Below are 11,841 nucleotides of genomic sequence, written 5' to 3'. Positions count from 1 at the left end.
CACGCGGAAAGTTTTGCGGCTTTTCATGCACGAAACAGGGACACCCGTCTTCATGGATGGACGCGAGCCTCGAAAATAAATCATCGAACGCGCGCTGCGATTTTTTTCGCATTTTTTCCCCGTACGATGTTTTCGTGCTTTTCCGCCGCTTTGCGAATAGAGGTTTATGAAAAACAGAATTGCCGGATTCGATGGATTGCGCGCGATCGCTGTGCTGATGGTGTTTCTGCAGCATCGACTCTTCGGCGACATCGGCGAAATCGGGCATCTCGGCGTGTGGATTTTCTTTGCGCTGAGTGGCTTTCTGATCATCGGCATCCTGTCGTCGCGGCGCGCGCGCATCGAAGAGGGCGACAGCTGTTTCCGCACCGAACTCGGGCGCTTTCTGTTTCGTCGCACGGTGCGCATCTTTCCGATCTATTACCTGATGCTCGTCGTGATGTGCGTGCTGATGGCATTCGGCCTCGCGAATCCGGAACTGGCGAGCGGCATGCCGTTTCACTTCGCGTATCTGTCCAACTTCTGGATCGGCTCGGTGCTGCATTACTGGCCGGGCCGCTATTCGCACTTGTGGAGCCTCGCGATCGAGGAGCAGTTCTATCTCGTCGTTGCGCCGTTTTTGCTGCTGCTCGCGACGCGGCGACATCGAGCGGCATGTTGGGGTATCGTGGCGCTCGGCCTTGCCGCACTGTTCGCGATGCGCGCCGCGCATTGGGATGAGATCACGATCTATACGCACCCGTTGAGCAATGTCTGGTTGCTCGCGTTGGGCGGCATCGGTGGTCTGGTGATCGAGGACGATCGCGGCCGCGTGCGTGCCTGGCTCGGTCATGGCCTGACGCTGTTCGCGCTGAGTCTGGTCGTGATCGGCTTATGCGCGGCCGAGCCGAGGTGGAACATGCTCGACGATCCCTTGCTGTTTACCGCGATCAGCGCAACGTACGGGATCGGCATCGCGGCGCTGGTGGCTTCGCTCGCGTGTTGCCGCAATGCTGCCGTGATGGGTCTGCTACAGACGCGTTGGCTCGCCGGTCTTGGGCGTATCAGTTACGGCTTCTATCTGTATCACAACCTGATCCCCGATCTGACGCGTAACCGTCACGCCGAGGCGTTGTTTGGCGGCACCGTGCCGGTGTGGGCACATATGCTTGGCATCCTCGCGTCGTTTGCGATTTCGCTCGGCATTGCGGTGCTGTCGTGGCGGTTGATCGAGGCGCCGATTTTGCGAGTGAAGACGCGCGGCGAATCGGTATTGAAAGCGGCGGAGAACGTCGCTTCCGACGTAGCCTGACAGATCGAACCAGGTCGATGCGCGCGGCGCTTTCCCGCGATGCCGACCGACCCGGGATCGTCGGACTTCGCGTAGCGCATCATCAGGCCCGTCAAGCCGCCGCAGGCTCGTGCACGATCTTCAGCGTGCTCTTGTGCTCGGCGATGAACCGATACACGGTGTCCCCGGGTACGGTCTCGTGCTCGAGCAACTGGTCCGAAATGTCGCGCAGTACCGGCTCGTACGCGTGCAGTAGCCCGTAGCAAAGTTCGTTGAGCTCCTTGAGCAGCACGTTCGCATGCTCGATTGCGCTCTTCATTTGCAGGCCCGCATACTGCGACGGCAGCGCCGCGAGACTGAACAGATCGCCGTCGCTGTTGAAGCCGAACTTCGACACCATGTCGAGGCTGATACGCGAGGCCTCCTGCAAGTCCGACGCGGCGCCGCTCGATGCTTCGGAGAACATCAGAATCTCCGCGTTGCGTCCGCCGAGCAGCACCTGGATCTCGTTGCGGATTTCCGTTTCGCGGTACAGGTGCTTGTCCTGCGCCTTCGTGATCAGCGCGACGCCAAGCGCGCCGCCACGCGGCAGAATCGTCACTTCCTCGAGCACGCCGGTGCCAAGCAGCGCCGCGACCAGACCATGACCCGCCTCATGCACCGCGATGCGCCTGCGCTCGTCCTCGGTGAGCGCGCGCTCGGCGCCGCTCACGTCGCCGATGCGCGCGATCTTGATCGCTTCCATGAAGTGCTTCGCGGCGATTTCGTTATCGCCCGCCTTGCGCGCGATCAGCCCCGCCTGATTCACGACCATCGCGACGGTGGCCGGCGACAGTCCGGTCGTCAAACGCGCGAGCTGGTCGTAGTCGATATCCGCCGCTTTCGACTTCAGCCGCTGCGCGTAGAAACGGAAAATCTTGGCGCGGTCTTCGCGATCCGGCAGACGCACCTGCACCGTGCGATCGAAACGGCCGGGACGGCGCAATGCTTCGTCGAGATTGTCGGGATGGTTGGTCGCGGCCACGACGATCACGCCCTCGTTCGACTCGAAGCCGTCCATCTCCGCGAGCAGCTGGTTGATGATCCGGTTGCTTTCGGCTTCGACCGGACCACCGCCGGTGTCGGTTCGTTTCGCGAGACCGTCCGCTTCGTCGATGAAGATGACCGTCGGCGCGTTCTTGCGCGCGAGTTCGAACAGGTGCCGCACCTTCTGGATACCGACACCGTAGTACTTCGCGCTGAAATAGCTGCCCGTGATCGAAATGAAGTTCGCGCCGCATTCGCCGGCCAGCGCCTGAGCGAGCCGCGTCTTGCCGACGCCAGGCGCGCCGACCATCAGGATGCCGCACGGCGCGCGCACGCCCAGCGACGAGAACTGCTTCGGATCGGACAGGTAACCGCGAATGTCGGCGAGCGCGGCCTTCGCTTCGTTCGCGCCGATCACGTCGTCGAAACGCAGCGTCGGTGTTTCGCTGAGCAGCTTCGCGCCGCCCTTCATCTCGCGTCGCATGAACCACGCCATGCCGCCGATCAGCACGAGCGGCAGCAGCACGCTCAGCGCGTCGCGGAACTGGTCGAACAGTTGGGTCCAGCGTGCGCCGTCGCTGTGGATGTCGACGTCGGGCAGCCACACGAGCTGATACGCGGCGGCGTCGGAGCGCTCGCCCAGCAGCAGCGCGTGCGAGAAGGTTGCGTTGTGATCGGTGACGAAGTACTTCGAGCCGTCACGCAGCGACACCAGAATCGCGTTGGGACTCACGCCGATCGCCGCGACGTTGGTGTCGTGAATGTCGCGTAGCATCGTCGACGCATCCTTCTCCGCATGCGTCCACGCGGATGCATCGTGACGCATCTGGCTCGCGATGCCGCTCAGCGCCGGCGCCTGCGGCTCGGCGCGATGCTGGATATACCAGACGCCCCAACCGACCAACACCGCGATCAGCACCGCCATAGCCGCCACCGCAATTTTGCGTGCGCGCTTTTTCCCAAGCGAATTATTTCCCGGCTTCATGAGTCATTTCCAAAATGCGGACTTGAACAAGCCCTTACTTAACTTGAACAAGCCCTTACTTAATCAAGCTGTCTGTCAAACTTACCTGTCGAAATCGGAAGACGGAGTCTGCGGAAAATCGGCTGGGGCGAAGCGCCACACGGCGAGGCTCAAAGGACAATTCAGAAGGACGACGATCTGTGCGTCCCGGTGAGCCGCGTTAGCCGAAGGCAGTATGCCGGCGGTACGCGTCTGTCAAAGCCGCGGAAAAGGCCTATTTGTACCGTATATCCGGCCATCGACCCGCCGGAATGGGACGCGGCAAGTGCGCGCAGGGCGTCGCCGCCTTGGCTCCGGCGCCCAGTTTATCAGCGTAAAAAGCGGCGCGTGTTTTTAAATGTCTATATCTAACCGCACCCCAATTAAAATCAGTCAGAATTACTGACAAAGGCGCAATTTAGACAGCCCTAAATTATCTGAAAAATAGGCCACGATTAAGTCAGATTTTGGAATCGGCTGGCAATACCGGCGGATGAGCGACGGGTCTCTGTGGACCCGTTCGCGTCATCGCCACTTTTCTCTCAGGTTCTGCTTTTTGGGTGCCGGCGCCGAGCGGCATCGACGGTTCTTTCCTACGCTGCACTTCTTTCGGTCTTCGCGGACGACCCCGACATCTCAGGCCGCCGTGCGCCGCTGGCGCGAGCCTGCAAGCGCAACATGTCGCGCAGCTTCGCGATGCGCGTGCGCTGATTCTGGATCAGATGATGCGTGTCCTCGAGCGCGCGAATACGCCGCTCCCAATAGACGTGGTCGAGTTCACCGGATTGCGCGGCGCCCTTGCGCGTCACGAAGCCAAGCACACTCTCGAGATGCTGCAAGTGGCCATCCGCGAATCTGGCCGGAAGCCGCCCGCCGCGTTGCGCGGCTGCTTGCCCGTTGGTGAGGCTCATCTTCGCTCCCCCGTGTCCTGCCTGTTTGCCTGATGACTTCGCCGCATCGATCGCTAAAGTCGAAAGCGATCTGCAATCTGACCGTTTGACCATAGCGCAGTTTTTGGAGGCGGCTTGACCGTGCGTCTCAAAATAGGGCGCGGGCGTGAGAAATGCCGACTGGTATGGCCCGTCTTTGCGTGCTGAAACGGCTCGTCGCGCGGGATTGCCGCACTCGCATCGCGGCGACCAGGCGTGATGCCGGGCCCAAGGTAGACACCACCCATCACCGATTTTTCGTTCTGCTGCCCGTTCTGACTCAGCGTGATGCCGTCGATCGCGCCGCTTGCATTCGTGCGCAACGCTTCGAGCCGACAACAGGCAACACATGGCGCCCGCCATCGGGCACGATGTATAGGGGCACCCATTTCAGGAGATTCGACCATGCAGCGGGCTGAAACCCCTTCGTTCGCGGCGTCGCTCGACGCGGGTCTGAGCGGCGCGACGCGCGTGTATTTCATCGTCGGCGATCCGATTGCGCAGGTGCGCTCGCCGTCCGGCGTGACCGCCGCGTTGCGTTCGGCCGGCCGCGATGCGCTGGTGGTGCCCGCGCACGTCGCGCCAGCCGATCTGCCGGCTTTTTTCGCGGGCATCGCGCCGATGCGCAAGGTCGACGGCGTGATCATCACGGTGCCGCACAAATTCACCGCGGCGAGCTATTGCGTAACGCTCGCCGAACAAGCCGCGTTCCTTGGCGCGGTCAACACGCTGCGCCGCAACGCCGATGGCGGCTGGCATGGCGGCATGTTCGACGGCACCGGCTTCGTTGCGGCGCTCGTCGCGGCGGGCTGCGAACTACAGGGCAAGCGCGCGCTGCTGGTCGGCGCGGGCGGCGCGGGCTCGGCGATCGGCCATGCGCTGATTCAGCGCGGCGTCGGCTCGCTCGACGTGCGCGACAACGACGTCGAACGCACCGGCTCGCTGACCGCACGGCTCAATGCGCTCGGCCGAGGCAAGGCGCGCGGTGCGGCGGCCGACCTCGACCCGAGTCCGTATGACGTGCTCGTCAACGCGTCGCCGCTCGGCATGCGCGCGGGCGATTCCTTGCCGATCGACGTCGCGCGCTTGCCGGCCACGACTTTTGTCGGCGATGTCGTAACGAAACCGCCACTTACGCCGCTGATCGAAGCGGCACGCGCGCGCGGTTGCCCGACCGTGACGGGCCCGCAGATGTTCGAACGCGTGTGTGATCGGATGGTGGAGTTCTTGCTGGAGACGCCGACGTCTGCGTAATGGCGCGAAGGAACCAGGCGCGCGCTGCTACACTGGCGCGAAATTGCCGTGCCGAAGATCCCGCACGGCATGCACGAGGTGTGGCGCAATCCTGCGCCGCGTTCACATCGCCCTCTGCGCGCCGACCCATGCTTCGATTCGACAACCTCAGCAAGCGCTATAGCGACCGCGTCCTGTTCGAAGGACTGCACTTCGACGCGACGTCCGGCTGCGTCGCGTTGAACGATGAATCCGGCAGCGGCAAATCGACGTTGCTCGCCATCCTCGCCGGCGCGCTCGAACCCGACACCGGCGACGTATGGCTCGGCGGTCATTCGCTGCGCGCCGCGCCGCATGCCGCGCAAGCGCTGCTCACGTATGTGCCGGAAGACAGCATGAGCTGGCCCGATCAGACCGGCCGCGATTATCTGCGGGAGGTTGCGGCGGCGCGGCACACCGCGCTGACCGACGACGTGCTCGCGCTCGCCGAACGCTTCGGCCTCGCGCCGCATCTGGACAAACGTTTCGAGCAGATGTCGTATGGCAGCCGCAAAAAGGTGTTTCTGACGGCGGCCGCGCTCGGCGAAACCCGCGTGCTGATCGCCGACGAACCGGCCGGCGGACTCGACGCGTCAGCGCGCGCGGTGCTCGCCGAGCTGTTCAGAACGCTCGGCACGACGCGCACGGTGTTTTTCACGAGTTACGACGAAGGGTTCACGCAGGCCTGTGAGGCGTCGAGTGTCTGTTTCGCGGACCTCGCGAGGGGCATCTGAGCTAGGGCCTGTTCACGCTAATAACGGGCTTGCGCTGGCCGCCAGAAGGGCCGAGCGCAAGGATTGCGACGCAACGAATACTCGACGTATTCGCAAGGAGCATGACGCGGCGATCGGCCCTTCTGGCGGCCAGCCCCTTGAAGGTTTTTTTAAAACAGGGGAACGCGCCTTTGCGCCCGTATTGCGGCGTCGGTCGTCGCTTGTTTGGCTCGGCCAAACGGCGCTCCTCTCTCCTTGCACTACGCGCGCAAAGGCACGTTCGCAAGCCCGTTATTAGCGTGAACAGGCCCTAGCGATCCCGCGGGTCATGCGGGCCGGGCGCGAGCGTTGAATCCTCAGATCGCCACACAAATCTTGCCGAAGTGCGCACCCGATGCCTCGTGCCGGAACGCGTCGGCGAGCTTGTCCAGCGCGAACGTGCTGTCGATCACCGGCTTGATGCCCGTGGTCTCGAGCGCGCGCACCATGTCGATCTGATCCTGCCGGCTGCCGACGATCAGCCCTTGCAGACGCTGTTGCCGCGCCATCAGATGCGCGGTCGGCACCTGACCCGCGCGGCCGGTCAGCACGCCGATCAGCGCGATGTGCCCGCCGATGCGGCATGCGGTGATCGACTGCGGCAGCGTGCCGGGACCACCCACCTCGATCACGTGATCGACGCCGCGCCCGTTGGTGATGTGACGCACTTCTTTGCCCCACTCGGGATTGTCGCGATAGTTGATCGTATGGTCGGCACCCAGTTCACGCAGCTTCGCGAGCTTCGCATTCGACGACGACGTCGCGATCACCGACGCCCCCATCGCCCTCGCCATCTGCAAGCCGAAGATCGACACGCCGCCGGTGCCGAGCACGAGCACGCTGCTGCCTGCCTTCAACTGACCATCGACGACCAGCGCGCGCCACGCGGTCAGCCCCGCCGTGGTCAGCGTCGCCGCTTCGGCGTGGCTGTAGCCGGCCGGCGCGTGCGTGAAGTAGTGGCTCGGCAGCACGACGACTTCGCGCGCGTAGCCGTCGACGCCGTCGCCGGGGGTGGTCGAAAAATCGCCGATCGCGGGCGAACCGTTTTCCCAGTGTGGGAAGAAGCAGGACACGACGTGATCGCCGGCCTTGAATTCGCGCACGCCTGCGCCGACCGCTTCGACGACGCCCGCGCCATCGGCCATCGGGATGCGGCCCGCTTCGGCTGGCAGATTGCCGCAGACGACGCCGTAGTCGTGGTAGTTCAACGAACTAGCGCGAATGCGCACGCGAATCTGCCCGGCCTCGGGCTGACCGGGATCGGCGAGATCGACGACCTGCAGGCTATCGACTGTGGCGGGCGAACCGATTCTGACTGCTTTCATGTTTTCGATCCTTGGTGAGTGGTGCGCTGCCGTGAGCAGCTCGATGTCCACGCGCGATGCGCGTCGGATGTGCATGCGCCATGCCCGCGCGAATGCGAACCGGCATGCAGGCGCCGCGCGAGCACCGCGCTATTTGACGGTCTGGATGACTTCGAAGCCTTCGAATTCCGGGTGGCCGAGATACAGCACGCGGTTTTCGTTACCGGCACTGCGATGCGCGGCACGAAACGCGTCGGACTTCGTCCATGTCTCGAACGATGCATGGTCGCGCCAGATCGTATGGCTCGAATAGAGGACGTGATCGTCCTTGCGCGGTCCCTTCAGCAAATGAAATTCGACGAAGCCCGGCACCTCTTTCAGATGGGTGTCGCGCGTGGTCCACAGATGTTCGAAGGCGTCCTCGGAGCCGGGCGCCACCTTGAAGCGGTTCATCGCGATGTACATGCTGTCAGCCTCGTTGAGTGAGTGATGCTGCCAATGATGCTGGCTTGGTCATCCAGTCGCGTTTCATTATAGGCGTGCGTTGCTTTGCCTCCGCTTGACCTTACCACGGCAGGAAGCTCCACGATGTCCGACGTGACCGTTAGAATCGCGCGGATCACGTCGCCACTCTCTTCAACAACGGAAAACCAATATGAAAAACCTTCGCGCGTTGCGCGCTCTCTGTGTGTTCGGCGGTTTGGCATTCGCGGCGGCGGCTCTGCCCGCTCACGCGCAACATCAGGGCATGCCCGGCATGGACATGCCGGATTCGGCGCATACCGACGCAGGCGCATCGACGCAAGCCTTCAAGGCCGCCGACGAGCGCATGATGCATGAGATGAGCGCCCCCGAATACACCGGCGACGCCGACCGGGATTTCGTCGCGCACATGATCCCGCATCACCAAGGCGCGATCGAGATGGCGCAGGCGGAGTTGAAATACGGCAAGGATCCGGAGATCAAGCGGCTCGCGCGCAACATCATCAAGGCGCAGCATGACGAGATCGCGTTCATGCAGCGCTGGCAGGAAAAGCACGGCGGCAAGTAACGCAGCGCGAGCATCACCAGCGTGGCTGCTTGCGCAACAGCGGCGACATCGCGATCAGACCGATGATCGGCCCAGGCAGCAGCAGCCATGCGACGCGCACGTCGAGCGCGTGAAAAACGCTGGTCGACCACAGGATCGAGCATGCGGACAGGAAAAAGCCGAAGCTGTTCTGCAGCGTCAGCGCGCCGCCGATCTTGTCGGCGGGACAGGCCTTCACGGACAGCGCCGAAAACTGCGGCGAATCGGCGATCACGCTGATGCCCCACACGAGTAGTAACCCGAGCTGCGCGGCGGTGCCGAGCCCCGTGGTCAGCGGATAAATCGCGCACAGCGTGCCCGATATCGTCAGCGCGAGAGCGGCGGTGCGCGCGCTGCCGACCACCTGGCTGAGTCCGCCGCCGAACAGGCAGCCGAGCGCACCGATCGCGATGATCAGGAACGACCACAACGCGACGGTGCCCGGCGTCGCCGGCGCGCCGCTCGCGAACGCGCGCTGCACGAGCAGCGGCGTCAGCGTCCAGAACGCGTACAACTCCCACATGTGACCGAAATAGCCGAGCGCGGCCGAACGAAACTCGCTGATGCGCACGACCTGCCCGACGCCCGCCGACAAACCGAAGCGTCGGCTGCCCGAGCGCCGCGCGTGCGGCCCTTCGCCGAGCACGAACACCAGCAGCGCGCCGATCACCGCGAGTCCCGACGAAGTGAGCACCACGGTTTGCCACGGCACGCTCGACAGCAACGCACGAATCGCATGCACCGACGCCGTGCCGAGCGTCAGCATCGCAACGAGCAACGCGAGCGTCTGCGCGGCGCGGCGCGGGTCCCACGTAACGAGCAGCTTCATGCCGAGCGGATAGATGCCGGCAAGCGCGACGCCCACGCCGAAGCGAAACACGAGCGCCGACGCGAGCCCGCTGCTGCACAGCGCGAACAGCGCATTCAAGGTCGCGCCGAGCACGCCGCAGACGGCGAACACCTTGCTCGCCGACACGCGATCCGCGAGTCCGGTGGTCGCCGACAGCAAGGTCCCGACGATAAAGCCAGCCTGCACCGCATTCGTCAGCCAGCCGATGCCAGACGCGCTCAGATGCCAGGCGATCTGCAGATCGCGCATCGCGCCGTTCGCGCTGAACCACAACGACGTACCGAGCAATTGCGCAATCGCGATCACGAGCACCGCGCGTCTCGCGCGCGCGATGTCGTGCGCCGCGTCGCCGGACTTCGTTGCGTCGGCGTCCAGCCTGTTCTGCATCGTGGCTCCTCTGCGTCGGAACTGAGTCGGCCGCTGGGGAGTGGTTATGGGAGCGCGGCCGGAGCGGCCATTGTAGACGACGCGAAGGTTTGCATCGGCGAAGGCGGCGGTTGCGGCGCGCCTGGATCGGGGAGTCAACGGAACACGAGTCGCGTCCACGTCACGCCGCTATCGCGGTTGGCCTTCTGAACCGATGGCGTGCGTAACTCGCGCACGAGTCGCAGGCCTTGCTCGCTCGCCAGCCGGATCGTCTCATCGGGGGTAACGTCGAACATGCGGCGGCCGGCGGGAACCGGTCCGTGCCGCAGCGACATGATCAACACGCCGCCGTCGCGCAGCAACGACGCAACGCGCGGCATCGCGCGTTCGCGCTGCCGCGCATCGAGATGCATCCAGACCGCGGTGAGCATGACTACGTCGAAAGTGATGCGCTTGGACTTCGCTAGCACGACAGCGAGATCAGGCAGGCTATCGTCGAGCCACTCGATGCGCGTCGACGCATGCAGCTCGCGCGCCGCGTTGCGCAATGCGTCGACCGGTTCGACCGCGAGCACCGTATGCCCCATCGCCGCGAGCGCGGCCGCATCCGTGCCGACGCCCGCGCCGATATCGACGATGCGCGACGGCGCCTGCGGTATCCAGTCGAGAATCGGCCGATGCCGATCGCCGAACGACAGCGTGCGCCATCGTTCGATCAGCGCGGCGGCCTGCTCTACGTAGCCTTCCGTGCCGCTGACGTTGGCCGACATCGACGCCGCCTCAGCCCTGCTGCGGCACCCTGACCCACCCCTCCATCAACACGCGCGCGCTGCGGCTCATGATCGCCTTCGTGACGACCCACTCGCCGTCCTTCCGACTCGCCTGCGCGCCGACGCGCAACGTGCCCGACGGATGCCCGAAGCGCACCGACTCACGCTCGCCGCCGCCCGCCGCCTGATTGACGAGCGTGCCCGCGATCGCCGCCGCGGTGCCGATCGCGACCGCCGCCGTGCCCATCATCGCGTGATGCAGCTTGCCCATTGACATCGCGCGCACCAACAGGTCGACGTCGCCCGCGCGCACCGGCTTGCCGCTCGACGCCACGTAATCGACCGGCTTCGCGACGAATGCGACCTTCGGCGTGTGCTGCCGCGTCGCGATCTCGTCGAGATGCTTGATCAGCCCCATGCGCAGCGCGCCATGCGCGCGAATCGTCTCGAACATCGCGAGCGCCTTCGCGTCGCTGTTGATCGCGTCCTGCAACTCGGTGCCCTTGTAGCCGATCGCCTCGGCGTCGACGAAGATCGTCGGGATGCCCGCGTTGATCATCGTCGCCTTCAACGTGCCGACGCCCGGCACTTCCAGGTCGTCGACGAGGTTGCCGGTCGGGAACATCGCGCCGCCCGCGCCTTCTTCGTCGGCGGCCGGGTCCATGAATTCGAGCGGCACTTCGGCGGCCGGAAAGGTCACGCCGTCGAGTTCGAAGTCGCCGGTTTCCTGCACCGCGCCATCGCTCATCGGCACGTGCGCGATGATCGTCTTGCCGATATTGGCCTGCCAGATGCGCACGATCGCGACGCCGTCACGCGGCACGCGGCCCGCATCGACGAGGCCCGCGCTGATCGCGAACGGTCCCACCGCGGCCGACAGGTTGCCGCAATTGCCGCTCCAGTCGACGAACGCCTTGTCGATCGACACCTGCCCGAACAGATAGTCGACGTCGTGATCGGGCCGGCTGCTGCGCGAAATGATCACAGTCTTGCTGGTGCTCGACGTCGCGCCGCCCATGCCGTCGATCTGCTTGCTGTACGGATCGGGACTGCCGATCACGCGCATCAGCAGCGCGTCGCGCGCGGCGCCCGGTCGCTGCGCGGCCTCGGGCAGATCCTGCAGACGGAAAAACACGCCCTTGCTGGTGCCGCCGCGCATATAGGTGGCCGGAATCTTGATCTGGGGAAGGTGGGCCATGAAGGTGTCCTGAGGTGACATGTTCTTTGATG

At 64.4% G+C, this 11,841-nt stretch carries 11 protein-coding genes; 4 read left to right on the top strand and 7 right to left on the bottom strand.

Going from position 1 to position 11,841, the window contains the following annotated elements:
• Positions 1-166 precede the first annotated feature (166 nt).
• Entirely contained in the window at positions 167-1,291 is a 1,125-nt protein-coding gene (locus OKW29_RS20820) for an acyltransferase family protein (protein ID WP_429292364.1), read from the top strand.
• 91 nt (positions 1,292-1,382) lie between these two features.
• Here the strand turns inward: OKW29_RS20820 and OKW29_RS20815 are convergent, their stop codons facing one another.
• Together OKW29_RS20815 and OKW29_RS20810 are read right to left on the bottom strand one after the other, a co-directional pair.
• Positions 1,383-3,281 (bottom strand): ATP-dependent metallopeptidase FtsH/Yme1/Tma family protein, encoded by a 1,899-nt coding sequence (locus tag OKW29_RS20815; RefSeq protein WP_429292363.1) that lies wholly within the window; start codon positions 3,279-3,281, stop codon positions 1,383-1,385.
• Positions 3,282-3,892: 611 nt separating this feature from the next.
• A complete protein-coding gene (locus OKW29_RS20810) occupies positions 3,893-4,210 on the bottom strand; it encodes a hypothetical protein (RefSeq protein ID WP_429292362.1) in 318 nt (105 codons plus the stop codon).
• 423 nt (positions 4,211-4,633) lie between these two features.
• On the opposite strand from OKW29_RS20810, the gene OKW29_RS20805 reads away from it, so the two are divergent.
• Together OKW29_RS20805 and OKW29_RS20800 are read left to right on the top strand one after the other, a co-directional pair.
• Complete coding sequence (locus tag OKW29_RS20805; RefSeq protein ID WP_429292361.1) at positions 4,634-5,482, top strand: shikimate dehydrogenase family protein; 849 nt, start codon at positions 4,634-4,636, stop codon at positions 5,480-5,482.
• Between the two features lie 128 nt (positions 5,483-5,610).
• Entirely contained in the window at positions 5,611-6,234 is a 624-nt protein-coding gene (locus OKW29_RS20800; RefSeq protein WP_429292360.1) for an ABC transporter ATP-binding protein, read from the top strand.
• 335 nt (positions 6,235-6,569) lie between these two features.
• Here the strand turns inward: OKW29_RS20800 and OKW29_RS20795 are convergent, their stop codons facing one another.
• Together OKW29_RS20795 and OKW29_RS20790 are read right to left on the bottom strand one after the other, a co-directional pair.
• On the bottom strand, positions 6,570-7,577 hold the full coding sequence (locus OKW29_RS20795) for a zinc-dependent alcohol dehydrogenase family protein (RefSeq protein ID WP_429292359.1): 1,008 nt from the start codon (positions 7,575-7,577) through the stop codon (positions 6,570-6,572).
• Positions 7,578-7,706: 129 nt separating this feature from the next.
• Entirely contained in the window at positions 7,707-8,021 is a 315-nt protein-coding gene (locus OKW29_RS20790) for an antibiotic biosynthesis monooxygenase family protein (RefSeq protein ID WP_184040496.1), read from the bottom strand.
• 190 nt (positions 8,022-8,211) lie between these two features.
• Between OKW29_RS20790 and copM the strand changes: the two genes are divergently transcribed.
• Complete coding sequence (gene copM / locus OKW29_RS20785) at positions 8,212-8,607, top strand: CopM family metallochaperone (protein WP_429292358.1); 396 nt, start codon at positions 8,212-8,214, stop codon at positions 8,605-8,607.
• Between the two features lie 13 nt (positions 8,608-8,620).
• Here the strand turns inward: copM and OKW29_RS20780 are convergent, their stop codons facing one another.
• The 3 genes from OKW29_RS20780 to prpF form a co-directional block, all read right to left on the bottom strand.
• Entirely contained in the window at positions 8,621-9,862 is a 1,242-nt protein-coding gene (locus tag OKW29_RS20780; RefSeq protein WP_429292357.1) for an MFS transporter, read from the bottom strand.
• 134 nt (positions 9,863-9,996) lie between these two features.
• Positions 9,997-10,611: a class I SAM-dependent methyltransferase gene (locus OKW29_RS20775; protein WP_429292356.1), complete on the bottom strand. Its 615-nt coding sequence runs from the start codon at positions 10,609-10,611 to the stop codon at positions 9,997-9,999.
• 10 nt (positions 10,612-10,621) lie between these two features.
• Positions 10,622-11,809 (bottom strand): 2-methylaconitate cis-trans isomerase PrpF, encoded by a 1,188-nt coding sequence (prpF, locus tag OKW29_RS20770; RefSeq protein ID WP_429292355.1) that lies wholly within the window; start codon positions 11,807-11,809, stop codon positions 10,622-10,624.
• Positions 11,810-11,841 lie beyond the last annotated feature (32 nt).

This window comes from Paraburkholderia sp. CI3, assembly GCF_050436505.1.
Classification (GTDB): Bacteria; Pseudomonadota; Gammaproteobacteria; order Burkholderiales; family Burkholderiaceae; genus Paraburkholderia; species Paraburkholderia tuberum.
The sequence above is the reverse complement of the archived record's forward strand: the minus strand, read 5'-3'. Positions and strand labels throughout refer to the sequence as shown.

Coding starts and splice junctions, on each gene's coding strand:
- OKW29_RS20805 (WP_429292361.1), top strand. CDS start 4,634: ATGCAGCGGGCTGAAACCCCTTCGTTCGCGGCGTCGCTCGACGCGGGT.
- OKW29_RS20780 (WP_429292357.1), bottom strand. CDS start 9,862: ATGCAGAACAGGCTGGACGCCGACGCAACGAAGTCCGGCGACGCGGCG.
- OKW29_RS20815 (WP_429292363.1), bottom strand. CDS start 3,281: ATGAAGCCGGGAAATAATTCGCTTGGGAAAAAGCGCGCACGCAAAATT.
- prpF (WP_429292355.1), bottom strand. CDS start 11,809: ATGGCCCACCTTCCCCAGATCAAGATTCCGGCCACCTATATGCGCGGC.
- OKW29_RS20775 (WP_429292356.1), bottom strand. CDS start 10,611: ATGTCGGCCAACGTCAGCGGCACGGAAGGCTACGTAGAGCAGGCCGCC.
- OKW29_RS20795 (WP_429292359.1), bottom strand. CDS start 7,577: ATGAAAGCAGTCAGAATCGGTTCGCCCGCCACAGTCGATAGCCTGCAG.
- OKW29_RS20790 (WP_184040496.1), bottom strand. CDS start 8,021: ATGTACATCGCGATGAACCGCTTCAAGGTGGCGCCCGGCTCCGAGGAC.
- copM (WP_429292358.1), top strand. CDS start 8,212: ATGAAAAACCTTCGCGCGTTGCGCGCTCTCTGTGTGTTCGGCGGTTTG.
- OKW29_RS20820 (WP_429292364.1), top strand. CDS start 167: ATGAAAAACAGAATTGCCGGATTCGATGGATTGCGCGCGATCGCTGTG.
- OKW29_RS20800 (WP_429292360.1), top strand. CDS start 5,611: ATGCTTCGATTCGACAACCTCAGCAAGCGCTATAGCGACCGCGTCCTG.
- OKW29_RS20810 (WP_429292362.1), bottom strand. CDS start 4,210: ATGAGCCTCACCAACGGGCAAGCAGCCGCGCAACGCGGCGGGCGGCTT.